The sequence below is a fragment of the Streptomyces zhihengii genome (assembly GCF_016919245.1).
GTDB classification, from domain to species: domain Bacteria; phylum Actinomycetota; class Actinomycetes; order Streptomycetales; family Streptomycetaceae; genus Streptomyces; species Streptomyces zhihengii.
This window is the reverse complement of the sequence record NZ_JAFEJA010000001.1, coordinates 5,420,932-5,445,516: the sequence shown is the minus strand read 5'-3', so window position 1 is coordinate 5,445,516 and position 24,585 is coordinate 5,420,932. Positions and strand designations below refer to the sequence as shown.

Annotated in this window: 20 protein-coding genes and 3 pseudogenes; 17 read left to right on the top strand and 6 right to left on the bottom strand. The window is 73.4% G+C overall.

The features are described 5' to 3' along the window. Positions 1 to 125: 125 nt before the first annotated feature. From JE024_RS23095 to JE024_RS42330, 11 genes and pseudogenes are all read left to right on the top strand, one after another. Complete coding sequence (locus tag JE024_RS23095) at positions 126 to 1,157, top strand: aspartate-semialdehyde dehydrogenase (protein ID WP_205375410.1); 1,032 nt, start codon at positions 126 to 128, stop codon at positions 1,155 to 1,157. Between the two features lie 159 nt (positions 1,158 to 1,316). Then, positions 1,317 to 3,890, top strand: coding sequence for an aminopeptidase N (pepN, locus tag JE024_RS23090; RefSeq protein WP_205375409.1), 2,574 nt, complete (start codon positions 1,317 to 1,319; stop codon positions 3,888 to 3,890). 338 nt (positions 3,891 to 4,228) lie between these two features. Next, positions 4,229 to 4,759 (top strand): hypothetical protein, encoded by a 531-nt coding sequence (locus JE024_RS42345; RefSeq protein WP_372449833.1) that lies wholly within the window; start codon positions 4,229 to 4,231, stop codon positions 4,757 to 4,759. 25 nt (positions 4,760 to 4,784) lie between these two features. Next, complete coding sequence (locus JE024_RS42340; protein ID WP_372449832.1) at positions 4,785 to 5,267, top strand: ATP-binding protein; 483 nt, start codon at positions 4,785 to 4,787, stop codon at positions 5,265 to 5,267. A gap of 180 nt (positions 5,268 to 5,447) precedes the next feature. After that, positions 5,448 to 5,657: a hypothetical protein gene (locus tag JE024_RS42335; protein ID WP_372449831.1), complete on the top strand. Its 210-nt coding sequence runs from the start codon at positions 5,448 to 5,450 to the stop codon at positions 5,655 to 5,657. Continuing rightward, positions 5,654 to 6,068, top strand: a pseudogene (locus tag JE024_RS23080) (roadblock/LC7 domain-containing protein). The gene JE024_RS42335 and the pseudogene JE024_RS23080 overlap by 4 nt, the downstream one beginning before the upstream one ends. Next, entirely contained in the window at positions 6,065 to 6,424 is a 360-nt protein-coding gene (locus JE024_RS23075) for a DUF742 domain-containing protein (RefSeq protein WP_205375408.1), read from the top strand. Before JE024_RS23080 ends, JE024_RS23075 begins: the two are co-directional and overlap by 4 nt. Further along, positions 6,405 to 7,020: pseudogene (locus JE024_RS23070) on the top strand (GTP-binding protein). Before JE024_RS23075 ends, JE024_RS23070 begins: the two are co-directional and overlap by 20 nt. A 179-nt stretch (positions 7,021 to 7,199) precedes the next feature. Then, positions 7,200 to 8,348, top strand: coding sequence for a selina-4(15),7(11)-diene synthase (locus tag JE024_RS23065; protein ID WP_417842524.1), 1,149 nt, complete (start codon positions 7,200 to 7,202; stop codon positions 8,346 to 8,348). Beyond that, positions 8,270 to 9,358 (top strand): annotated as a pseudogene (locus JE024_RS23060) (cytochrome P450); the annotation flags it as partial. The gene JE024_RS23065 and the pseudogene JE024_RS23060, both read left to right, overlap by 79 nt. A gap of 71 nt (positions 9,359 to 9,429) precedes the next feature. Beyond that, positions 9,430 to 9,738, top strand: coding sequence for a cytochrome P450 (locus JE024_RS42330; RefSeq protein ID WP_372449830.1), 309 nt, complete (start codon positions 9,430 to 9,432; stop codon positions 9,736 to 9,738). Between the two features lie 218 nt (positions 9,739 to 9,956). Here the strand turns inward: JE024_RS42330 and JE024_RS23055 are convergent, their stop codons facing one another. From JE024_RS23055 to JE024_RS23035, 5 genes are all read right to left on the bottom strand, one after another. Next, positions 9,957 to 10,880: a LysR family transcriptional regulator gene (locus tag JE024_RS23055; protein ID WP_205375407.1), complete on the bottom strand. Its 924-nt coding sequence runs from the start codon at positions 10,878 to 10,880 to the stop codon at positions 9,957 to 9,959. Between the two features lie 54 nt (positions 10,881 to 10,934). Beyond that, entirely contained in the window at positions 10,935 to 11,855 is a 921-nt protein-coding gene (locus JE024_RS23050; protein WP_205375406.1) for a DMT family transporter, read from the bottom strand. A 235-nt stretch (positions 11,856 to 12,090) separates the two neighbouring features. Beyond that, a complete protein-coding gene (locus JE024_RS23045; protein ID WP_205375405.1) occupies positions 12,091 to 12,321 on the bottom strand; it encodes a hypothetical protein in 231 nt (76 codons plus the stop codon). A 23-nt stretch (positions 12,322 to 12,344) separates the two neighbouring features. Then, positions 12,345 to 14,474 carry a 4-alpha-glucanotransferase gene (gene malQ, locus JE024_RS23040; protein ID WP_205375404.1) on the bottom strand — a complete coding sequence of 710 codons (2,130 nt, stop codon included), beginning with the start codon at positions 14,472 to 14,474 and terminating at the stop codon, positions 12,345 to 12,347. A gap of 11 nt (positions 14,475 to 14,485) precedes the next feature. Then, positions 14,486 to 14,740 carry a hypothetical protein gene (locus JE024_RS23035; protein ID WP_205375403.1) on the bottom strand — a complete coding sequence of 85 codons (255 nt, stop codon included), beginning with the start codon at positions 14,738 to 14,740 and terminating at the stop codon, positions 14,486 to 14,488. Between the two features lie 271 nt (positions 14,741 to 15,011). On the opposite strand from JE024_RS23035, the gene JE024_RS23030 reads away from it, so the two are divergent. Then, on the top strand, positions 15,012 to 17,933 hold the full coding sequence (locus JE024_RS23030) for a glycoside hydrolase family 84 protein (RefSeq protein WP_205375402.1): 2,922 nt from the start codon (positions 15,012 to 15,014) through the stop codon (positions 17,931 to 17,933). 160 nt (positions 17,934 to 18,093) lie between these two features. On the opposite strand, the gene JE024_RS23025 is transcribed toward JE024_RS23030, so the two are convergent. Further along, positions 18,094 to 18,630, bottom strand: a complete 537-nt coding sequence (locus JE024_RS23025; protein ID WP_205375401.1) for an HNH endonuclease — start codon at positions 18,628 to 18,630, stop codon at positions 18,094 to 18,096. Positions 18,631 to 18,880: 250 nt separating this feature from the next. Between JE024_RS23025 and JE024_RS23020 the strand changes: the two genes are divergently transcribed. From JE024_RS23020 to JE024_RS23000, 5 genes are all read left to right on the top strand, one after another. Next, positions 18,881 to 19,951: a mechanosensitive ion channel family protein gene (locus tag JE024_RS23020; protein ID WP_205375400.1), complete on the top strand. Its 1,071-nt coding sequence runs from the start codon at positions 18,881 to 18,883 to the stop codon at positions 19,949 to 19,951. A 141-nt stretch (positions 19,952 to 20,092) separates the two neighbouring features. Beyond that, entirely contained in the window at positions 20,093 to 21,295 is a 1,203-nt protein-coding gene (locus JE024_RS23015; RefSeq protein WP_205375399.1) for an ROK family transcriptional regulator, read from the top strand. Positions 21,296 to 21,372: 77 nt separating this feature from the next. After that, a complete protein-coding gene (locus tag JE024_RS23010; RefSeq protein WP_205375398.1) occupies positions 21,373 to 22,710 on the top strand; it encodes an ABC transporter substrate-binding protein in 1,338 nt (445 codons plus the stop codon). Continuing rightward, positions 22,710 to 23,669, top strand: a complete 960-nt coding sequence (locus tag JE024_RS23005) for a carbohydrate ABC transporter permease (protein ID WP_205375397.1) — start codon at positions 22,710 to 22,712, stop codon at positions 23,667 to 23,669. Before JE024_RS23010 ends, JE024_RS23005 begins: the two co-directional genes overlap by 1 nt. Before the next feature lie 3 nt (positions 23,670 to 23,672). Further along, on the top strand, positions 23,673 to 24,581 hold the full coding sequence (locus tag JE024_RS23000; RefSeq protein ID WP_205375396.1) for a carbohydrate ABC transporter permease: 909 nt from the start codon (positions 23,673 to 23,675) through the stop codon (positions 24,579 to 24,581). Positions 24,582 to 24,585: the final 4 nt, after the last annotated feature.

The following is a 24,585-nucleotide window of genomic DNA, read 5'->3' as shown; positions in this document are numbered from 1 at the left end:
GGCATGGCGCGTCTCACACGTCCCGCCCCTCGGACAATCGATTGGACAAGGCGGACCCGGACATACGCATCATGGAGCGGCGCGCCACGCACCGGAGCGCGCAGCACACGTACGGAGGAGTCCTCGTGAAGGTCGGAATCGTCGGAGCCACCGGGCAGGTCGGCACGGTCATGCGCAAGATCCTCGCCGAGCGCAAGTTCCCGGTCGACGAGCTGCGCCTCTTCGCCTCCGCGCGCTCCGCGGGCTCCACCCTCGACTACGAGGGCCGCGAGGTCACGGTCGAGGACGCCTCCACCGCGGACTACACCGGCCTCGACATCGTGCTCTTCTCCGCCGGCGGCGCGACCTCCCGGGCGCTCGCCGAGCAGGTCGCCTCCCAGGGCGCCGTGGTGATCGACAACTCCTCCGCCTGGCGCCGCGACCCCGACGTCCCGCTCGTGGTCTCCGAGGTGAACCCGCACGCGGTCAAGGACCGCCCCAAGGGCATCATCGCCAACCCGAACTGCACCACCATGGCGGCCATGCCGGTGCTCAAGCCGCTGCACGTGGAGGCCGGCCTCACCGCGCTGATCGCCACGACCTACCAGGCCGTGTCCGGCTCCGGTCTCGCGGGCGTCGCCGAGCTCGACGGCCAGGTCAAGGAGGTCGCGGGCCGCGCGACGGAGCTGACCCACGACGGCGAGGCCCTGGACTTCCCCGAGCCCGGCGTCTACAAGCGCCCCATCGCGTTCAACGTGCTCCCGCTGGCCGGCGCGATCGTCGACGACGGCTCCTTCGAGACGGACGAGGAGCAGAAGCTCCGCAACGAGTCCCGCAAGATCCTGGAGATCCCCGAGCTGAAGGTCTCCGGCACCTGTGTGCGCGTCCCGGTCTACTCCGGCCACTCGCTCCAGGTCAACGTCCGCTTCGCGCGCCCGCTGACCGTGGAGCGCGCCCAGGAGCTGCTGGAGGACGCGCCGGGCGTGGAGCTCTCCGAGATCCCCACGCCGCTCCAGGCGGCCGGCAAGGACGTCTCCTACGTGGGCCGCATCCGTGTCGACGAGACCGCGGAGAACGGTCTCGCGCTGTTCCTGTCGGGCGACAACCTGCGCAAGGGCGCCGCGCTGAACGCGGTGCAGATCGCCGAGCTGGTCGCGGACGAGCTGCGCGCCGGCTGAGGCGCCGGACGACACCGAGGGGGCGGGCGCCGCGAGGGCGCCCGCCCCTTCGGCGTGCCCGCCCCGGAGCCACGCGCAGCGGCGCCGATTCCCCCGGGCGCGAGGGGGGTGCCGCGTGGAAGGATGGCCGCAAACATCGCAAACCGAGGAGATGACCGGGTGCCTGGCACAAACCTGACCCGTGACGAGGCGCAGCAGCGTGCGCGCCTGCTCACCGTTGACTCCTACGAGATCGACCTCGATCTCTCCGGAGCGCAGGAGGGCGGGACCTACCGGTCCAGGACCACCGTACGCTTCGCCTCCGCCGAGGACGGGGCGGAGACCTTCGTCGATCTGGTCGCCCCCGCCGTGCACGAGGTCGTGCTCAACGGCCACGCGCTCGACGTGGCCGCGGTCTTCCGGGACTCGCGGATCGCGCTGAAGCACCTGAAGGCCGGGGACAACGAGCTCACGGTCGTCGCGGACTGCTCGTACACCAACACCGGTGAGGGCCTGCACCGCTTCGTCGACCCCGTCGACCAGCAGGCGTACCTGTATACACAGTTCGAGGTCCCGGACGCCCGCCGGGTGTTCGCGAACTTCGAGCAGCCGGACCTCAAGGCGACCTTCCGGTTCACCGTGAAGGCCCCCGACGGCTGGACCGTGATCTCGAACTCGCCGACCCCCGAGCCCGAGGACGGCGTCTGGCGCTTCGAGCCGACGCCGCGGATCTCGACGTACATCACCGCGCTGATCGCGGGCCCGTACCACAGCGTCCACAGCTCCTACGAGAAGGACGGGCAGAGCGTCCCGCTGGGCATCTACTGCCGGCCCTCGCTCGCCGAGTACCTGGACGCCGACGCGATCTTCGACGTCACCCGGCAGGGCTTCGACTGGTTCCAGGAGAAGTTCGACTACGCCTACCCGTTCGCCAAGTACGACCAGCTCTTCGTGCCCGAGTTCAACGCCGGGGCGATGGAGAACGCGGGCGCGGTGACCATCCGCGACCAGTACGTCTTCCGCTCGAAGGTGACGGACGCGGCGTACGAGGTGCGCGCCGAGACGATCCTCCACGAGCTCGCGCACATGTGGTTCGGCGACCTCGTCACCATGGAGTGGTGGAACGACCTGTGGCTGAACGAGTCGTTCGCCACCTACACCTCGATCGCCTGCCAGGCGCACGCCCCGGGCTCGAAGTGGCCGCACTCCTGGACCACGTTCGCGAACTCCATGAAGACCTGGGCCTACCGGCAGGACCAGCTCCCGTCGACGCACCCGATCATGGCCGAGATCAACGATCTCGATGACGTTCTCGTGAATTTCGACGGCATCACCTATGCCAAGGGCGCCTCCGTCCTGAAGCAGCTCGTCGCCTACGTGGGCCAGGACGAGTTCTTCCGGGGCGTGCAGGGCTACTTCAAGCGGCACGCCTTCGGCAACACCCGTCTGTCGGACCTGCTCGGCGCGCTGGAGGAGACCAGCGGCCGCGACCTGAAGACCTGGTCGAAGGCATGGCTGGAGACGGCCGGCATCAACGTGCTGCGCCCGGAGATCACCACCGACGAGTCCGGTGCGATCACCGCCTTCGCGGTGCGGCAGGAGGCCCCGGCGCTGCCCGCCGGCGCGAAGGGCGAGCCGGTGCTGCGCCCGCACCGGATCGCGGTGGGCCTGTACGACCTCGACGAGGCCGGCAAGCTGGTGCGCACCGAGCGGGTCGAGCTGGACGTGGACGGCGAACTGACCGAGGTCCCGGCCCTGGTGGGCCGTGCCCGTCCGGCCGTGGTGCTGCTCAACGACGACGACCTGTCCTACGCCAAGGTGCGCCTGGACGACGAGTCGCTGCGGCAGGTCACCGAGCACCTCGGCGACTTCGCCGAGTCGCTGCCCCGTGCGCTGTGCTGGGCCTCGGCCTGGGACATGACCCGCGACGGGGAGCTCGCCACCCGCGACTACCTGGCACTGGTGCTGTCCGGCATCGGCAAGGAGTCCGACATCGGCGTGGTCCAGTCGCTGCACCGCCAGGTGAAGCTCGCCGTGGACCAGTACGCCGACCCGGCCTGGCGCGAGGCGGGTCTGACGCAGTGGACGGACGCCACCCTGGCGCATCTGCGCGCGGCCGACGCGGGCAGCGACCACCAGCTCGCCTGGGCGCGGGCGTTCGCGGCGACGGCCCGCACCCCGCAGCAGCTCGACCTGCTCCAGGCCCTGCTGGACGGGACGGAGACGATCGAGGGTCTGACCGTCGACACCGAGCTGCGCTGGGCGTTCGTGGAGCGCCTGGCCGCCACGGGCGTCCTCGACGAGGACGACATCGCGGGCGAGTACGAGCGGGACCGCACGGCCGCCGGTGAGCGCCACGCGGCCACCGCACGGGCCGCGCGCCCGACCGGGGCCGCCAAGGAGGAGGCCTGGGTCTCGGTGGTGGAGGGCGACAAGCTCCCCAACGCCGTGCAGGAGTCGGTGATCGCCGGCTTCGTGCAGACCGACCAGCGCGAGCTGCTCGCCGCGTACACGGAGCGGTACTTCGCGGCGGTCAAGGGGGTGTGGGAGTCCCGCAGCCACGAGATGGCCCAGCAGGTCGCGATCGGGCTCTACCCGGCGCTCCAGGTCTCCCAGGAGACCCTGGACGCGACCGACGCCTGGCTGGCCTCGGCTCAGCCCAACGCCGCGCTGCGCCGGCTGGTGTCGGAGTCGCGGTCCGGCGTCGAGCGGGCGCTGCGCGCCCAGGCCGCGGACGCGGCGGCGGCGCGGTAGCACCGCGGGGCCGCGGAAACGGCGGCCCGGCACAGGACATCTGCGAAGGCGCCCAAGTCCACGGGGACTCGGGCGCCCTTCGCGGGCCGTGCCGCAAAACCCCAGGAGGAACCGGAACTTCCGGGAATAGAGGCGCGCCGGGCTCTCGGAGCCCGGCGCGCCTCCTTGTGTTTTCGGCCGCCGACATCGCGCCACCGGCTCGCCCCGGCGTCAACAGCCCGTCTCTGACCGGGATATGCTCCCGCCCGTCGTCATATGATCTTTCCCGTTCGATTCTGAGGATGCTGATGGTTCGACAGGGAACGTCGACCGGAAGTCCGCGGCCGAGGTCCGGCCTCGTGTGGCAACTGCCCGTTGCCGCGACCGTCGCCGCCGCGATCGTGGCCGTCTTCCTGGTCTCCGCATCGGCCCGCACGCCCGTCGTGATCGTCTCCGCGGTGACCGTGGTCGCCGTCGGTCTGGCCTGCGCGGAGGTGGTGCGGCGCGGCCAGGTGATCGCCGAGCTCCGCGACCGGCTCGCCGCGCAGGAGGCGGAGAACGCCCGCCAGTCGGCCGAGACCAGCCGTCTCGCCGGCGAACTGCTGCCCCATGTGGTGGGTGAACTCCGCAAGGGCGCCTTCCCCGAGGACGTGCTCGCCTCGCTCGACGTCTCGGCCGAGCACCGCGCGGTGCTGCGCTCCGTGGTCGACGCGGTGAGCGCCGAGGAGGACCTGCGCGGATCCGCGCAGCGCGCCTTCGTGAACATCGCCCGCCGCGTGCAGGCCATCGTCCACCAGCAGGCCCAGGAGCTGCGGGAGATGGAGGACCGGCACGGCCGGACCCCGAGGTCTTCGGCGACCTGCTGCGCATCGACCACGGCACCGCGCTGATCGGCGGCTGGCCGACTCCATCGCCGTGCTCGGCGGCGCGCGCCCCGGGCGCCAGTGGAGCAAGTCCGTCCCGCTGTACAGCGTCATGCGCGGCGCGATGTCCCGCATCATCGACTACCAGCGCGTCGAGCTGCACACCGTGTCGGAGGTGGCCGTCGTCGGCTCCGCCGTCGAGCCGCTCATCCACGCCCTGTCGGAGCTGCTGGACAACGCCACCCGCTACTCGCCGCCGCAGACCCGGGTCCATCTCACCGCGGTGGACGTCCAGTCGGGCATCGCCATCGAGATCGAGGACGGCGGCGTCAGCATGAGCGAGGAGGCCCGCCAGCGGGCCGAGCGGATGCTCCGCCAGGCCCAGCAGGGCATCGACGTCAACGACCTGGGCGAGACCCCCGCCTGGGCCTCGCGGTGGTCGGCCGGCTGGCGCAGGCGTACGGCTTCCAGGTCTCGCTGCGCTCGTCCGCCTACGGCGGCGTGCGTGCCGTCCTCGTCGTGCCGCAGGACCTGATCACCACCTCCGCGTCGGCCACCGGTCTGGCGCACGGCATCGGCACGGCGTCCGGCCCCCGGGCCACCGGTTCCGCCCCCGCCCCGGCCCCCTGCCGCCCCGGGCGCCCGCCCCCGCGCGGCCGCAGCGGGAGGCCACGGGCCCGAGCCAGCCACTCCCCGGGACGAGGAGGCACTCACGGTGACGGAGCGGACGGCGGGCGGGCTGCCCCAGCGGCGCCGCAAGTCACGTGTCAGTGCCCCTGCCGAAGCATTCGCAGCCCACCCGACCGCACCGGAGCCCGAGCCGGAAGCCGAACCGGCGGTGCAGCCCGGCATGTGGCTCGCCGCCTTCCAGAACGGCCTGTCCGGTGACACCTCCAAGACGAACAACGGAAACGAGCAGCCATGATTCAGCGGCAGTCCCACCAGACCAACATGGACTGGATGCTCAAGGACCTGGCAGAGGGCGTACCGCAGACCGGAACGTCGTCGTCCTTTCCGCCGACGGACTGCGGATGGCGCAGTACGGCTCGGACACCGACACCGCGGACCGGCTGGCCGCCGCCTGTGCGGGCCTGCAGAGCCTGGCGGGCGCCGTGGCCGCGGAACTCCCGCACGGTGACGGCCAGATGCGCCTCGTGGTGATCGAGATGAACGGCGGCTTCTTCTATCTGATGGCGGCGGCGCGGGTGCCTACCTCGCCGTGCTCGCCGACGAGGGCGTCGACGCGGGGCTGATGGGCCAGCGCATGCGGGACCTCGTACTGCGGATCGGAGAGCACCTGAGCACGCCGCCGCGGCATGAAGGACCGACCGCGTGAGCGACGCGGGCGCGGACTGGGAGGACGCCAGCCCGGAACGTCTGTACGTGATTACGGGCGGCCGGAGCGGCTCCTCCTCGCCCACCGCCTTAGACCTGGTCACCCTCATCGTGGCCAGGTCGGGGCCCAAGCCCGGAATGCAGCCGGAGCACGCGGCGATCATCAGGATCTGCCAGGCGCCGTTGTCGGTGGCCGAGATCTCCGCCTATCTGAGCCTGCCGGTGAGTGTGGTCACCGTGCTGCTCAGCGACCTGTTGGCCGACGACAAGGTGCTGGCCCGTGCACCCGTCCGCGCGGCCGTACTCCCCGACCGCGCTTTGATTGAGGCAGTGATCGATGGACTTCGAAAGCTCTGAGCAGGCTCTTGGGCCGCGGAGCGAGGATGTGCTGCCGGCGACCGCGACGGCCGCCGTCAAGGTGGTCATCGTGGGCGGCTTCGGCGTCGGCAAGACGACCCTGGTCGGCTCGGTGAGCGAGATCAGGCCCCTGACGACCGAGGAGACGATGACCCAGGCCGGGGTCGGCGTCGACGACACGGCGGGCGTGGAGCGCAAGACCTCGACGACCGTCGCGATGGACTTCGGACGCATCAGCATCAACGAGGAGCTGGTGCTCTACCTGTTCGGCACCCCGGGCCAGGAGCGCTTCTGGTTCCTGTGGCGCGGCCTGTTCGAGGGCGCGCTGGGCGCCGTCGTGCTGGTCGACACCCGCCGGCTGGAGGTCAGTTTCGACGTGATCGGCCGACTGGAGGAGCGGGGGTGCCCTTCGTGGTGGCCGTCAACTCCTTCCCGGAGGCGCCCGCCTACCCGGTGGACGAGCTGCGGGGGCGCTCGACCTGCCGGCGAACGTGCCGATCGTGCTGTGCGACGCGCGTTCGCGGGCGTCCAGCCGGGACGTGCTGATGGCGCTGATGCGGTATCTCCAGACGCTGGCGAGCGCCCACCAGGGCTGAAGCTCACCACAGCGGGCGGCATGGCCGGAATCCTTGGTGCTCCAGGCAAGGATTCCGGCCAATTGCCGCCCGCTTCGTGCTGTTCTGCCGGGGGATCGTCCTATTGGATCGGCCAAGATGGCTGAGTACGATGCGCAATAGTTGATCACTCTGTGGTGCACGTTGCGCATGTGACAACGCTGTTGACGCGACGCACCCGCATCGAGAGGCAGGCCGCCGTGACCCCCGAGACGGGCCCCACCATCCCGCCGATCTTCACGCCCATACCGCCGGCCATCCACCCACGGCACGCGGACATCGATGTCCAGACCGCGGCGTGGGCGGAGACCTTCCGCATCGGCTCGGACGGGCTGCGCGCCAAGCTCGTGGTCCAGGACATCGGCACCTTCTCGGCGCGGATCCTGCCCGAGGGGCGCGAGGAGGTCGTCTCCCTCCTCGCCGACTTCGTGCTGTGGCTGTTCGGCGTCGACGACGGCCACTGCGAGGAGGGCGAACTGGGGCACCGGCCCGGCGACCTGGCGGGGCTGCTGCACCGCCTGATCCGCGTGGCGCAGAACCCCGAGGCGCCGATGATGACGGAGGACCCGCTCGCCGCCGGACTGCGCGACCTGCGTCTGCGCGTCGACCGCTACGGCACCGCCGGGCAGACCGCCCGCTGGATCGACGCCCTGCGCGAGTACTTCTTCTCCGTGGTCTGGGAGGCCGCCCACCGCCGCGCGGGCACCGTGCCCGACCTCAACGACTACACCCTGATGCGGCTGTACGACGGGGCGACCTCGGTGGTGCTGCCGATGCTGGAGATGGGCCACGGCTACGAGCTCCAGCCGCACGAGCGCGACCGCACCGCGGTGCGCGCCGCCGCCGAGATGGCCTCGTTCATCATCACCTGGGACAACGACATCTTCTCCCACCACAAGGAGCGCCGGTCCTCCGGCTACTACCTCAACGCCCTGCGCGTGCTGGAGGAGGAGGGCCTGTCCCCGAAGAAGGCGCTGCGGACCGCGATCGCCCAGCGCGACCGGGTGATGTGCCTCTACGTACGGCTGGCGGAGCAGCTCTCCCGCGAGGGCAGCCCGCAGTTGCGCCGGTACCTCGCGAGCCTGTCCAGCTTCATCCGCGGCGCCCAGGACTGGGGCATCACCTCGGTGCGCTACACCACGCCGGACGACCCGGCGAACCTGCCGCCGGTCTTCAGCGACGCCCCGACCGACGGCCGTCACGAGCCCCTCGGGATACCGGCGGTCGACTGGTGGTGGGACCTGGTGCCCGCGCCCGACGCCGATCCGGCCGCCTGCGCCGCCCCCGCCGCGGCACGTGCCGCCCTGTAACCCCTCCACCCCAGCGGAAAGGATTCTCCCGTGACCCTCGCCGGAACTCCCGCGGCCGACCTGCGATCGGTGCCCGTGGCACCGGGAGGCATCCCCTCCTCGGCCACGCGCTCAGCCTCTGGCGCGAGCCCCTCGGCTTCCTGAGGTCGCTGCGCGACTCCGGCGACCTGGTGCGCGTCAACCTGGGCACGCTGCCGATGTACGTCGCCACCTCGGCCGAGCTCGTCCACGAGGTGACGGTGCGCCAGGCGCGCAGCTTCGAGAAGGGCCGCTTCTTCGACCGGCTGCGCCCGCTCGCGGGCAACGGCCTCGCGAACTCCGACGGGGAGGTGCACCGCAGGCACCGGCGGCTGATCCAGCCGATGTTCCACCCGCAGCGCATCGCCCAGTACACCGGGGCGATGAGCGACAACGCCCGGGCGCTGGCGGACTCCTGGACACCGGGGCAGACCGTCGAACTGGAGGCGGTGATGGCCCAGTACTCCATCGAGACCCTCGCCACCACGCTGTTCTCCACCGACCTGGGCCGGCCCGCGGTGGTGGCGGTCCGCGAGAACCTGCCGGTCGTCCTGAAGAACCTGCTGATGCGGGCGGCCTCGCCGCGGTTCCTCGACCGCTTCCCGATCCGGGCCAACCGCGACTTCGACGCGGCGGCCACGACCCTGCGCAAGGTCATCGACGAGGTCGTCGCCGAGACCCGCCGCTCGGGGTCCGGCGGGCAGGGCGACCTGCTGTCGGTCCTGCTGGAGGCCAGGGACGGCGAGACCGGCGACGCCCTCTCCGACGTCGAGGTCAGGGACGAGCTGAGCACCATCCTCTTCGCCGGCGCCGAGACCACGGCCGCGACCCTGTCCTGGACGTTCCACGAGCTCGCCGGGAGCCCCGAGGTCGAGGCGGCGCTGGTCGCCGAGATCAAGGACGTCGTGGGCGACCGCCCCGTCTCCGTCGAGGACGTGCCCCGTCTGGAGGGCGTGCGCCGGGTCCTCGACGAGGTGATCCGGCTGCACGGCGTCACCATGCTGATGCGCCGCACCACCGCGGAGGTGGAACTCGGCGGCTATCGGCTGCCCCCGGCACCGAGGTGGGCTTCAGCCTCTACGCCCTGCACCGCGACCCCGGGGTGTACGCGGACGCCGACCGCTTCGACCCGGACCGCTGGCTGCCCGAGCGGCGCGGGGAGATCGCGCGCACCGCCTACGTCCCGTTCGGCGCGGGCAACCGCAAGTGCATCGGTGACGCGTTCGTGTACACCGAGGCGACGATCGCGCTGGCCACGATCCTGTCCCGCTGGTCGCTGCGCCCGGCCCCCGGCCACGTCCCGAAGGAGGTCGCCTCGGCGGTGGCCCACGCGGACCTGATGCCGATGGTGGTGACCCCCAGGGACGCCTGACCCCCGCCGCGCGGGGCCCGGCGCCGTGGGGCCCGGCGCCATGGGGCCCGGCGCCATGGGGCCCGGCGCCATGGGGCCCGGCGCCATGGGCGGGCCCGGCCGTGCGGCTCCCGCCGCACGCCCGGCGGGCGGCGGAGGTCGAGCGGGCGGGTCCGGCAGACGCCGGCTCGCGGCGACGGCCGGCCGTCGGCCCCGGCCGCACGGCTCCCGCCCGGCGGTCAGCGGGCCGGCGCCGCCGTCTCCGGCTCGCGCGCGGCGGCGCGCAGGGCGGCGAGGACGCGGGCGGTCCCCGGGGCCGCCTCCGCGCCCCGGCGCAGCGCCGCGAGGACGTGGCGGCGCGGCTGGTCCTCGGCGAGGACCCGCATCACCACCCCGCGGCGGCGCCCGGCGGCCGCCATCCGCGGCACCAGCGCGACGCCCATGCCCGCCTCGACCATGGCGAGGATCGCCGTCCACCCGGCCGCCGAGTGCGCCTGCTCCGGCACGAAGCCGGCCGCCTCGCAGGCGGTGAGCGTGATCCGCGACCAGGGGCCGCTGCCGCCGAAGATCCACGGCTCGCCGGCGAGATCCGCGAGCCGCAGCCCCTCGGCCGAGGCCCGGGGGTGGTCCGCGGGGAGCGCCACGTCGAGCGGGTCCGCGAGCAGCGGCACCAGGGTGAAGGCCGGGTCGCGGACCGTGGGCGCCTGGGCCGCCAGCGAGAGCGCGAGGTCCGCCCGGCCGGCCGAGAGCAGCTCGTACGCCTCGGCCGCCTCCGCCTCGCGCACCCGGACGTCGAGTCCGGGGTGTTCGGCGCGCAGCCGCAGCACCGCCGGGACGACCAGGGCGGTCACCGCGGTCGGGAAGGCCGCCACCCGCACCGTGCCCGTCTCGCCCCGCAGATAGCCGGCCAGCTCGGCGTCCGCGCGTTCGAGCTGGGCGAAGACCTCCTCCGCGTGGCGCAGCACCAGCCGCGCGGCGCCGGTGAGCCGCACCCGCCGGCCGTCCGCCTCCAGCAGCGGGACCCCGAGCTGCCGGGACAGGTTCGACAGTTGCTGGGAGACGGCGGAGGGCGTCATCCGCAGCGTCTCGGCGGCGGCGGTCACGGTCCCCCGCTCGTCGAGCGTGCGCAGGATCCGCAGCTTCCTGATGTCCCACTCCGTCATGGGGCGCACGCTATCCGGCCGCCGGCGCCCGCCGGACCGCCGCGGCTCCGCGGCTCATGTCTCGCGGGCGGCCGCCAGCGCCACCCCGCCGAGGATCAGCGCCATGCAGAGCAGCCCGACGCTCCCGAGCGACTCCCCCAGCAGGACGTGGGCGAGCAGGGCGACGCACACCGGCTGGAGCTGGTAGACCGCTCCCGCGCGGGCCGGGCCGACCAGCGCGACGGCCCGGTTCCAGGCGAAGAAGGCGACGGCTGAGGAGCAGACGCCCACGTACACCAGCGGGCCGACCGTCCCCGTGGTCGGCTCGAAGCCGCCCTGGAGCACGACGCTGGCCGCGAAGGCGGGCGCGAGCAGCAGGGTGCCCGTGACGAACGTGGCGAACAGGAAGACGGCCGCGTCGATCTCCGGGGGCCGGCGCCGCAGCAGCGCGCTGTACGCGGCGAAGCTGAGGGCCGCGCCGAACATCCACAGATCGCCGGGGCCGGGGTCGAAGGACGGCGTCCCGTCCCCCACGAGCAGCACCACTCCGGCGCAGGCCAGCAGCATCCCGGCCGTGCGGCGCGGGCCGAGCCGCACGCCGCCGAACCGGTCGAAGAGGGCCATCAGCACCGGGGAAGCGGCCATGATCATGCCCATGTTGCCCGCGGTGGTGGTCAGTCCGGCCTGGTTGACCAGGGTGTTGTAGAGCGTGACCCCCAGCAGCGAGGCGACGAGCAGGTACGGCAGACGCGCCCGGATCAGCGCCCGCTGCCGCCAGGCCGCCCGCAGGGCGAACGGCGCCACGGCCGCGACGGCCACGACCCACCGCCAGAAGGCGGCCTGCACCGGGGGCACCGAGTCGTGCAGGGCCCGCGAGGTGATGAAGCTGCCCGACCACACCACCGTCGCGAGCGCGGCGAGCAGCAGCCCGGCGCCCGGCCCCGGCGCGGCCCGCGTCCCGTCGGGGCGGACACGGCCGGGGGCTGACGTGGGCATCGGGTACCTCTCCATGGGTGACGTGGACATCACCACCGTGACGCGGGTCGACCCCTCAGGTCCATCGAAAAATTCCGATGATTCCTTTCAGCGGAGCTGAACAGTCGGGGCGACGGCCGGACGGAGCGGCCGGCTCCGAGCCGGCGGGGGCGGCCCGGCGGCCCGGCTCCGGGCACACGAAAGCGCCCCGGGTGCCTGCACCCGGGGCGTCTCGGACAGCGGCGTCAGCGCGTCGTCAGCTCTGCTTCCTGGACTTGTCGAGCACCATCACCAGGCCCGTGATCACCAGGAACAGCACGATCGGCGCCACGACGTACAGGCCGAGGGTCTCGGCCACGCTCAGGCCGGTACCCGGGTCGTCTCCGTCGTCCGGGGTGAGCGCGAGCGCGGGGGACGACATCAGCAGCATCATCAGCGTCGTACCGGCCGCGACGGCGCCGGCGCGCAAGGCGTTCTTCTTGTCCACGGTGCCAACGTAGCGAACGGCTCTCAGGGCCGCGCGCCCGGGGGTGCCGTACGGGACCCCCCGACCCCGAATCCGCCGAACACGTCGAAGAAGCGGTGCAGCCGGGGCGAGGCCGCGAGCTCCTCCAGCGTCACCGGCCGGCCCTCGGCGTCCGCGACGGGCAGCCGCCAGTTCGGGTACTGGTCCCAGGTGCCGGGCAGGTTCTGCGGGCGCAGGTCGCCGACGGCGTCGGGCAGCCAGACGCCGACCATCCGGGCCGGGGTGCGCAGCAGGAAGCGGTAGACCGCCCGGATGCCGCCCTCCTCGTCGTCCGCGCCCTCGGGCAGCAGCCCCGACCCCTCCAGCATCGCCAGCCACGCCTGCACATCGGCGGTGTCCTCGGCCCGCTCCTCCTCCAGGGGGCGGGTCAGCAGACCGAGCCGGTGGCGCAGGTCCACGTGGCCGCCCGTCAGCCGGGCCGCGGTGGACGGCAGGTCGTGGGTGGTGGCGGTGGCGACACAGCCCTCGCGCCAGCGTTCCGGCGGCAGCGGCAGGCCGTCGCCGTCCCAGTCCCGCTCGAACCAGAGCACCGAGGTGCCGAGCACGCCGCGGGCGGCGAGCGCCTCGCGCACGCCCGGCTCGACCGTGCCGAGGTCCTCTCCTATGACGACGGCACCGGCCCGGTGCGCCTCCAGGACGAGGACCGCGAGCATCGCCTCGGCGTCGTAGCGGACGTACGTCCCCTCGGTGGGCGGGGCGCCCGCGGGCACCCACCACAACCGGAACAGACCCATCACATGGTCGATGCGCAGCGCCCCCGCGTTGCGCAGCACCCCGCGCAGCAGACCGCGGTACGGGGCGAAGCCCGATTCCGCGAGCGCGTCGGGGCGCCACGGGGGCAGCCCCCAGTCCTGGCCGCGGGCGTTGAAGGCGTCCGGCGGGGCGCCGACCGACATCCCGGCGGCGAAGACGTCCTGCTGGGCCCAGGCGTCGGCGCCGTCCGGGTGGACGCCGACCGCCAGGTCGTGGACGACGCCCACCGCCATCCCCGCCTCGCGGGCCGCCCGCCCGGCGGCGGCGAGCTGGGTGTCCGTCAGCCACACCAGCCGGGAGTGGAAGTCGACCCGCGCCATCAGCTCGCTCCGCGCGTGGGCGGTCTCGGGCGACGCGGGGTCGCGCAGCCCGGCCGGCCAGTCGCGCCAGGAGGGGCCGTGCACCTCGGCGAGCGCGCACCAGGTCGCGTGGTCCTCCAGGGCGCGGCCCTGCTCGGCGAGGAAGTCGCAGTAGGCGGCGTGCCGGCCGGGCCCGAGCGGCACGGTGTGGAGGATCTCCAGCGCCTCGCGCTTGAGCGCCCACACGGCGTCCCGGTCGATCAGCGCGCCCTTGCGCAGGACGGCGCCGCGCAGTCCGGCCGCCTCCTCCCGCAGCTCCTCCAGCCGGGCGCGCTGCGCCGGGTCCGCGCCGCCGTACTCGGGGACGTCCTCGATCCGCAGATGGACCGGGTCGGGGAAGCGGCGCGACGAGGGCCGGTAGGGGGACGGGTCGGAGGGGGCGCCCGGCACGGCGGCGTGCAACGGGTTCACCTGGACGAAGGACGCCCCGAGGGCGCGCCCCGACCAGGTCGCCAGCTCGGCCAGGTCGCCGAGGTCGCCCATGCCCCAGGAGCGGCCGGAGAGCAGCGAGTAGAGCTGGACCAGGAAGCCGTGGGACCGCCCGCCCGGCCGGGGCGCCTCGCCGGGGGCGACGATCAGCGTCGTCTCCCCGGCCCGCCCGTCGGGGGCCTCGGCGCGCAGCCGGTGGACCCCGTGGGGCAGCGCCGCCCACCCGGCCGGGGCCGGGGCGCCCGGGCCCAGGGGGGCGGCCGGGGAGAGCTCCGGGCCCTGCTCCGTCGTCACCCGCAGCTCCGTGCCGGCGGGGAGAGCGGTGAGCGCGGCGGGGAGGCGGGGGCCTGCGGGCTCCTGCCAGAGCACGGCCGTCGGCGGCAGCAGCCGGTCCGCCCGGACGCGGTCGGCCGCCTCCAGGGCGGCACGCACCGCCCCGGGCGTCGAGGCGTCGACGCCGAGCGCGCCGAGGACGGCGACGACCGTGTCGTCGGGGACCACCTCGGTGACGCCGGGGGACGGCGAGAACGTGGTGGCGACGCCGTGCAGCGCGGCGAGCCGGGCAAGGCCCATGCGGACTCCTTCTACATGCCCGTGCAGTCGGAGCCGCCCGCGGTGGCCGGGGCGGTCGGCTCGCTGGTCAGGGGGGCGAGGTCGGCGAGCGGGGGCTCGCTGGTGAGGGGGGCGGCGTGCGCGAGCGGGGGCTCGCTGGTGAGCGGTACGTCATAGGCCAGCGGCGGCTGGGCGTCGAGCGCGAGCGGGCAGGTCATCGGGGGCTGCGGCTGCGCCGGGACCTGTTTGGACAGCGCGTCGAGCAGCAGTTGGGCGGATGCGGCCACGGTGAATCACTCCAAGCGGAACGTGAACGGTCGTGAACGGGTCACTGGGGCCCTACCCAGTGGGCACGGCCCCAGACGTCGACGTTCGGTCAACGTGGCCCAGGTCACATCGCGTTCCCGGCCCAGGCGGCCGTCCCCGGCGACGGACGCGGTTCCGATCATCCACCACCACGGGGCAAAAGGTGCGCAACGACCACGCGCATTGACACCCTCGCGGCGGGGTGGTGGGCTCGGAGCCCACCGGAACGGGAGACCGAGGGGAGTCACGGGCGTGCGGCTCGCGGGGAGAAGGCGTACAGCGGCGGCGCTCGCGGTGGCCGTCATCGGCGGTCTGCTGGGCGGCGCCCAGGGAGCGGTGGCGGCACCGGGCGATCCCGCGTCACCGGCGGGCACCGCCCGGGACCCGGAGGCCGCTTCGGCCGTCCCGTCCGTCTGGCCCCGCCCCCAGTCGCTGCGCGCGGGCGAGGGCTTCCTCGCGCTGGGCGCCGAGGCGACCGTGGCCGCCGCACCGGGCGCCGACCCGTACGCCGTCGGCCTGTTGAAGGACGTCCTGCGCCGCGCCGGGGTGCGCACCGTGCACGAGACGCTGCCGGGCCGGGGCCCGGTGTTCCGCGTCGGCGGCCCCGAGGCCGCGGCGGCGCTGCGCGCCCTGCGCGCGGCGGACGTCACGGATCTCCCCGCCGGCGGCTACCGCCTGGCCGCCGGCGAGGTGGCGGGCCGGGCCACCGTCGCGCTCGACGGGGTCGGCGACGACGGCCTGTTCCACGGCGTGCAGACGCTGCGCCAGCTCCTCACGGACGACGGCGTCCCGCGCGTCGTGATCCGCGACTGGCCCGGGACGGCGGTGCGCGGCACGACGGAGGGCTTCTACGGCACGCCCTGGACGCACCGGCAGCGCATGGAGCAGCTCGACTTCATGGGCCGCACCAAGCAGAACCGCTACCTCTACGCCCCCGGCGACGACCCGTACCGCACGGCGATGTGGCGCGAGGCCTATCCCGCGGACCGGCGCGCGGAGTTCAGGGAGCTGGCCGAGCGGGCCCGGGGCAACCACGTGGTGCTCGCCTGGGCGGTGGCGCCGGCCCAGTCCATGTGCCTGTCCGACGACGGCGACATCCGGGCGCTGACCCGCAAGATCGACGGGATGTGGGCCCTCGGCGTACGGGCGTTCCAGCTCCAGTTCCAGGACGTGAGCTACAGCGAGTGGCACTGCGACCGGGACGCGCGGGCCTTCGGTTCGGGCCCGCGGGCGGCGGCGGAGGCGCACGCGCGGGTCGCGGACGCGGTCGCGCGGCACCTGGCGGACCGTCACCCGGGCGCGGAGCCGCTGTCCGTGGTGCCGACCGAGTACTACCAGGACGGCGTCACCGACTACCGGCGCGCGCTCGCCGGCGAGCTGGACGACGGCATCCGGGTGGCGTGGACGGGCGTCGGCGTGGTGCCCCGCACCATCACCGGGCGGGAACTGACCGAGACGCGGCGGGCCTTCGGCCATCCGCTGGTCACCATGGACAACTACCCGGTCAACGACTACGCCCAGGACCGGATCTTCCTCGGCCCCTACACGGGCCGCGAACCGGCGGTCGCCGGCGGCTCGGCGGCGCTCCTCGTCAACGCCATGGAGCAGGCGTCGGCCTCCCGCGTCCCGCTCTTCACGGCCGCCGACTTCGCCTGGAACCCGAAGGGTTACCGGCCCCAGGAGTCCTGGCGGGCCGCGCTCGACGACCTGGCCGGCCCCGACGCCCGCGCACGCGAGGCGCTCGGGGCGCTGGCGGGCAACGACGCCTCCTCGGTCCTCAGCCCCGACGCCGAATCGGCGTATCTGCGGCCGCTGCTGGACGAGTTCTGGCGCACCCGCGCCACCACGGACGCCCAGGCGCAGGAGCGGGCGGCCGTCGCGCTGCGGGCCGCCTTCGGTGTGATGCGCGAGGCGCCCGGGAACCTGCGCACCACGGCGGGCGGGGATCTCGCCGAGGAGGTGCGCCCGTGGCTGGACCAGCTCGCCCGTTACGGGCGGGCGGGCGAGAAGGCCGTCGACATGCTGCTGGCCCAGACCCGCGGGGACGGGCAGGCCGCGTGGGACGCCTCCCTCGCGCTGGAACCGCTCCGGCGGGAGCTCGCGGCGGGCCGGGTCACCGTCGGCAAGGGCGTGCTCGGCGCGTTCCTCGACCGGGCGGAGAAGGAGTCCCGGGCCTGGACGGGAGCCGACCGCGCGGGCGCGGGGGCGGGCGAGGGCTCCGTCAGCCTCGGCAGGCCCCGCCCGGTGACGGCCGTGACGACGATGACCGAGCCGGGGCACACCTCCCCCGGCCACCTCGAAGGACATGTGCCCGGCGAGGGCTGGCGGCGGCTCGCCCCGCTCTCCGCGGGCGGCTGGACGCAGACGGACGTCAAGGAGCTCACGGTGGACGCGCTGCGGGTCGCGCCGGACGGCCCCCGGCCGGTGTCCGTGCGCTCGCTCGTCCCGTGGTTCGCCGACGAGCCGGCGGCCGGCCTCGCGCTCGACCGCGAACAGGCCGGCGCCGAGATCGGCGGCGCCCCGCTGCGGGCGGACGTACGGCTGACCGCGCAGCGGCCCGGCGAGGTGCGCGGCGAGCTGACGGCGCGGGCCCCGGCGGGCATCGAGGTGCGGGTGCCGCAGCGCACCACCGTGCCGCGCGGGACCAGGACGACCGTCCCCGTCGAGGTGACGGTCCCCGAGGACACCCCGGCGGGCGAGTACCGGGTGCCGATCGCCTTCGCCGGCCAGCAGTCCACGCTGACCGTGCGCGCGTTCCCGCGGACCGGCGGACCGGACCTGGCCCGCGCGCCGGGCGCGCGGGCCTCGGCGTCCGGCGAGGAGACCGCCGACTTCCCGGCCTCGGCGGCGGCCGACGGGGACGGCGCCACCCGCTGGTCCTCGCCCACCGGCCCGAGCGCCTGGTGGCAGGTGGAGCTGGCCCGCCCGGCGCGGGTGGGGCAGGTCGTCCTGCACTGGCAGGACGCGTACGCGACGGCCTACCGCATACAGGTCTCCGCCGACGGCGTCACCTGGCGCACGGCGGCGACCGTCACCGACGGCAGGGGCGGCCGCGAGAGCGTCCGCCTGGACGCCGAGGACACCCGCTTCGTGCGGGTCCAGGGCGACGAGCGCGCGACGCGCTTCGGGTACTCCCTCTTCGGCGTCGAGACGTACGCGGTGGCGGAACGCTGAGAGGTCCGGTGCGGGCGGCGCTTTTGACGGCACCGCGCTGCGCGCGGTGTCCTCAAGCGCCGGACGGGCTGGAGGATCCAGCCCGTCCGGCGCTTGAGGACACGGCCGCAGGCCGTGCCGTAACCGGGGCCGGCGCGCCCCGGACACCCGCACCCCGCCGCTAGGCGGAGATCCCGTCGATCCGTGCCATCGCGTCGTCCGCGCCGTAGGGCTGGAGGTAGGGCAGCCAGCGCGGGTCCCGGTGTCCGGTGCCGATGATCCGCCAGGCGAGCCCGCTGGGCGGTGCGGGCTGGTGGCGCAGGTGCCAGCCCAGTTCGCGCAGGTGCCGGTCCGCCTTGACGTGGTTGCAGCGGCGGCAGGCCGCCACCACGTTGTCCCAGGCGTGCTGCCCCCCTCGGCTGCGCGGAACCACGTGGTCGACGCTGGTTGCGACGCCACCGCAGTACATGCAGCGCCCGCCGTCGCGGGCGAAGAGCGCTTTGCGGGTGAGCGGAACGGGCCCCCGGTAGGGGACCCGTACGAACCGTTTCAGCCTGACCACACTGGGCGCGGCGACGACACGGGTCGCACTGTGCATGAAGGCGCCGGACTCCTCGAGGCAGAGAGCCTTGTTCTCCAGGACGAGGACGAGAGCGCGGCGGAGCGGTACGACGCCCAGTGGCTCGTACGACGCGTTGAGGACCAGGACATGCGGCACGGATGCCTCCTTGTACGCCGGCGGCGCGTGGCTCGCGCCGGGACGATCTGTCTTCAGTTTCGCCTCATGGCCGCTCCGAACGCCACCACGTGCGCGTAACGGGCTGGAGGTGTTTTGCACCACAGACTCCGGTGCCCCTTCTCTTCCTCCGTGGTGAGCCTCGTCTCTCGGCGCGGTGAGGACAGAGGGCCGCCGGGCGGCCCCCGTTACTGTTGTTGAGGCTCCCCGTCGCACGCCTGGAGGTTCCCCTGTGACCGCGTTCTGGTCCGCCGTAGGCGCGGACACCGCTCCGCAACCCGCACCCGTCACCTTCGAGGAGGCCGCCGAGAGGGCGAGCGACGCGGCGGGGTGGGTGGAGGAGAACTGGTCCACCTGGCTGAACACCGGGCTGCGGATCGCGCTGATCCTGGCGGTGGCGCTGGTGCTGCGGATGCTGGTGCGCCGCGCGCTGACCAAGCTCATAGAGCGGATGAACCGTTCCGCCCAGGCGGTGGAGGGCACCGCGCTCGGCGGGCTGCTGGTCAACGCCGAGCGGCGCAGACAGCGCTCGGAGGCCATCGGGTCCGTCCTGCGCTCGATCGCGTCGTTCCTGATCCTCGGCACCGCGGGGCTGATGGTCCTCGGGGCGTTCAACATCAATCTGGCGCCGCTGCTGGCCTCCGCCGGTGTGGCGGGTGTGGCGATCGGTTTCGGCGCGCGCAACCTCGTCACCGACTTCCTCTCCGGCGTGTTCATGATCATGGAGGACCAGTACGGCGTCGGTGACTCCGTGGACGCGGGGGTGGCCTCGGGCGAGGTCATCGAGGTGGGCCTGCGGGTCACCAAGCTGCGCGGCGACAACGGCGAGATCTGGTACGTGCGCAACGGCGAGATCAAGCGCATCGGCAATATGAGCCAGGGCTGGGCGACCTCGGCCGTCGACGTGACCGTCCGGCCCACGGAGGACCTGGACCGGGTGAAGTCCGTCATCGGCGAGGTCGCGGAGGACCTGGCCAAGAGCGAGCCGTGGAACGAGCGGCTCTGGGGCCCCGTCGAGGTGCTGGGCCTGACCGAGGTGCTGCTCGACTCGATGACGTTCCGGGTCGCGGCGAAGACCATGCCGGGCCAGGCGCTCGGCGTGGAGCGCGAGCTGCGCTGGCGGATCAAGCGGGCGTTCGACGCGGAGGGCATCCGGATCGTCGGCGGGCTGCCGCAGCCGGCCGAGGAGGCCGCGGCCGACCCCACCGCGGGCATGTCCGCGCCGTCGGCCTTCGCCTCGCAGACCTCCCCCCAGTCCCTGGCCGCCTCCCCGATACCGCCGCAGGCCAACCTGTCGAAGTAGCCGCGGGCGCTCCGCACGCCGACACCCCCGAACCGCGCGGTTCGGGGGGTGTCGGCTGTTGACGGCGCCCGGAGGTGCGCCCTACCTTGCCTTCTGCCGATTAGGAAACTTTCCTAACAGTGTGGCTCACGGAGGCTCGCCATGGCCGGAACGACACCGGGGACGCCCCGCGTCCTGCGCGCCATGAACGACCGTGCCGCGCTCGATCTGCTGCTGGAGCACGGGCCGCTCTCCCGGACCCGGATCGGCAACCTCACCGGTCTGTCCAAGCCCACCGCGTCCCAGCTCCTCGCCCGGCTGGAGGCCGCCGGGCTGGTCGTCGTCACCGGCACCACCGAGGGCAGGCCCGGCCCCAGCGCCCAGCTCTACGCCGTCAACGCCCGCGCCGCGTACGCCGCGGGCCTGGACGTCACCCCGCAGCGGATCAGGGCCGCCGTCGCCGACATCACCGGCGCGGTGGCCGGCGAGTACGAGCTGCCCACCCCCGGCCGGCGCGCGGACAGCGTCGTCCGGCAGGTCACCGACGCGCTGGACGGCGCGGTCAAGGCGGCCGGCATCACCCGTGCCGACGTCCACCGCCTGGTCGTCGGCACCCCCGGCGCCTTCGACCCGTCCACCGGCCGGCTGCGGTACGCCTCCCACCTGCCCGGCTGGCACGCGCCCGCGCTCCTCGACGAGCTGGCCGCCGCCCTGCCGATGCCGGTGGAGTACGAGAACGACGTGAACCTGGTCGCCGTCGCCGAACAGCGGCTCGGCGCGGCCCGCGGCCACGACAGCTTCGTCCTGCTGTGGAACGAGGAGGGCCTCGGCGCCGCCCTCGTCATCGGCGGGCGGCTGCACCGCGGCTTCACCGGCGGCGCCGGCGAGGTCGGCTTCCTGCCGGTGCCCGGCGCTCCGCTGGTCCGGCAGGTGACCAAGGCCAACAGCGGCGGCTTCCAGGAGCTGGCCGGCGCCCAGGCGCTGCCGGCGCTCGCCCGCGAGCTCGGCATCCAGGGCGTCGGCGGCGGGCCGCACGCCCGGGTCGCCACCGCGCTGCTCGCCCGTGCCGCCGAGGCGGACTCGGGGGTGTACGGGGAGCTGCTGGACGCCTACGCGACCAGCCTCGCCACCGGTCTCGCCTCCCTGGTCGCCGTGCTCGACCCGGAGCTCGTCGTGCTCTCCGGCGACGTCATCGCCGCCGGCGGGGAGCCGCTGCGCACCCGGGTCCGCGCCGAACTCACCGAACTCGCCGCCGCCCGGCCCCGGCTGGTCTCCGGCACCGTGCGCAGCGGCCCGGTGCTGCGCGGCGCGCTGGAGAGCGCCCTGGCCACCACCCGTGACGAGGTCTTCGACACCTCGCGCTGACCCCCCGCCGCCCCGCTTCCCCTCCCGTTCCCCGCTTCTCCCCTTCCCCCGGCCCTCCGTCACAGGGAGACACCGCCATGCCCAGAATCCGCCGGACCACGGCCGCCGCGCTCGCGGCGACCGCCGCGATATCGCTCCTCGCCACGGCCTGCACGGGGTCGGCCGGCGACGCCGCGTCGGACGACCCGAAGGCGCGGACGACCCTCACCTTCTGGCACGGCTGGTCCGCGCCCTCCGAGGTCGCCGCGATCGAGGCCAACATCGAGTCCTTCGAGGCGAAGCACCCCAACATCACGGTGAAGACCGTGAAGGGCATCACCGACGACAAGCTGAACCAGGCGCTGCGGGCCGGCGGCTCCCAGGCGCCCGACGTCGTCTCCTCGTTCACCACGGACAACGTCGGCCGCTTCTGCGCCACGGGCGCGCTCGCCGATCTGAAGCCGTTCCTCGACAAGTCCGGCATCGACCCGGCGACCACCTTCCTGCCCCAGATGGCCAAGTACACCGAGCACGAGGGCAAGCGCTGCGCGGTGCCGCTGCTGGGCGACGCCTACGGCCTCTACTACAACAAGAAGGCGTTCGCCGAGGCCGGGATCACCGCCCCGCCGAAGACCCTCTCCGAGTTCGACGCGGTCGCCGAGAAGCTCACGAAGCGCAAGGGCGACTCCTACGAGCAGCTCGGGTTCATGCCCAACTTCCAGGGCTACGAGACCACCTTCGAGCACTACGCCTCGCAGTTCGGCGTCCGGTACTTCGACGCGGACGGGAAGTCCGCCCTGGCCGGGGACCCGGCCGTGAAGGCGCTGTTCACCTGGCAGAAGAAGCTCGCCGACCGGCTCGGCGGCTACGCGCGGCTGGAGCGCTTCCGCGCGTCGCTGGGCGACGAGTGGGGCCCCAAGCACCCGTTCCACACCGGCCAGGTCGCCATGCAGCTAGACGGCGAGTGGCGCGGCAAGATGGCCTCGGACGCGGAGCTGGACTTCGAGATCGGCGCCGCGCCCTTCCCCGTGCCGGACGACCAGGCGGACCAGTACGGCAAGGGCTACCTGTCCGGCACGATCCTCGGCATCGCCCGGGTCAGCGAGAAGCAGAACGCCGCCTGGGAACTGGTGAAGTACCTGTCCACCGACACCGACGCGGTGGTCTCCTTCGCCAACGCCATCCACAACGTGCCCTCCACCCAGGCCGCGCTGAAGTCGCCCGCCCTGGGCGACGACCCCCTGTACCGCACGTTCGTCTCCATCGCCCAGCACCCGGGCAGCTCCCACGCGCCCTCCTCGGTGAACGGCGGGGCCTTCCTGCTCACCGCGCAGGACCTGGGGGTGCGCTGGGAGGCCGGCCGGGAGAAGGACCTGGACGCCGGGCTGCGCAAGGCCGACGCCCAGGTCGACAAGGACAACGAGCAGGCACGCTGATGACCGCCGCCGTCCACGCCGCGGCGCCCGGGCTGCGGGCCCGGCGCCGGAGGAGCGCGCTGCGCACGCTCGCGTTCCTCTCCCCCTGGCTGATCGGCTTCGCCGTCTTCTTCGCGTACCCGCTGGTGTCGACCGTCTACTTCTCCTTCATGAAGTACGACGGGTTCGCCCCGCCGACCTGGGTGGGCTTCAAGAACTGGGCGTACGTCTTCGGCGACTACCCCTACTTCTGGCCCGCGCTGCGCAACACTCTGTGGCTGGTCGCCGTGATGGTGTCGCTGCGGGTCCTCTTCGGGATCGGCATCGGGCTGCTGATCACGAAGATCAAGACGGGTGCCGGGCTGTTCCGGACCTTCTTCTACCTGCCCTACCTCGCCCCGCCGGTCGCCGCGACCATGTCGTTCGTCTTCCTGCTCAACCCCGGTACGGGACCGGCGAACACGATCCTGGAGTCGCTGGGGCTGCCGGCGCCCGGCTGGTTCACCGACCCGGCGTGGTCCAAGCCGTCGCTGACGCTGCTGGCGCTGTGGGGCATCGGCGACCTGATGGTGATCTTCATGGCGGCGCTGCTCGACGTGCCGAAGGAGCAGTACGAGGCGGCGGAGCTGGACGGCGCGGGACCGTGGCAGCGGTTCCGGTCCGTCACACTGCCGAACATCTCGCCCATCGTGCTCTTCGCGGTGGTCACCGGCGTGATCGCGACCATGCAGTACTACACGGAGCCGCTGGTGGCCGCGAAGGTCGCCAGCGGAGTGATCGGCGGATCCGGCCAGCAGTTCGAGCCGGGCTATCCCGACCGGACCACGCTCACCGTCCCGCAGATCGTCTACAACCTGGGCTTCCAGCGCTTCGACACGGGAGCGGCGTGCGTGGTCGCGCTGGTGCTGTTCGCCCTGGCGATGGCGTTCACCGCGGTGCTGATGCGGCGCCGCTCCGGCTTCCTGTCGGCGGAGGACTGAACGATGACCCTGACCAGTACGCCGCCGGCACCGGCCGTCTCCCCTCCCGCGGCCGGCGGTACGGGCGCCGCCCGGCGCGCGGCCCGGCGCCGGGCCGCGCTGGAGTGGGTGGCCGTCCACTCGCTCGCCGTCGCCGCCGCGCTCTTCTTCCTGCTCCCGTTCGTCTTCGTCCTGCTCACCGCCGTGATGAGCGACGACCAGGCCCTCACCCGCGACCTGTGGCCGCACACCTGGGAGTGGGGGAACTTCGCGACCGTCTGGAACACCCCCGGCTTCCTGACCTGGTGGCGCAACACCCTGCTGTACGCGGGCCTCGGCATGGTGCTCGCGGTGGGCTCCAGCATCCCGGTGGCCTACGCGCTGGCCGTCTTCCGCTTCCGGGGCCGCAACCTGGCGATGATGCTGGTCATCGCCATGATGATGCTGCCCCCGCAGGTGGTCGTGGTGCCGATGTACCTGTTCTGGGCGAAGCAGCTCGACCTGGCGGGCACGCTGTGGCCGCTGATCATCCCGTTCGGCTTCGGCAACGCCTTCACGATCTTCCTGCTGCGCCAGTTCCTGCTGACCATCCCGCGGGAGTACACCGAGGCCGCCCGCATCGACGGCTGCGGGGAACTGCGCACCATGCTGCGGATCGTCCTGCCGATGGCGAAGCCCGCCATCGCGGCGGTGGCACTCTTCCACTTCTTCTACTGCTGGAACGACTACTTCGGACCGCAGATCTACGCCTCCGAGAACCCGGCCGCCTGGACCCTGAGCTACGGCCTGGAGTCCTTCAAGGGCGCCCATCAGACCGACTGGAATCTCACCATGGCCGCGACGGTGCTGATCATGGCACCGGTGATCGTGGTCTTCTTCTTCGCGCAGAAGGCGTTCATCGAGGGCGTCACCCTGACCGGAGTGAAGGGCTAGGAAC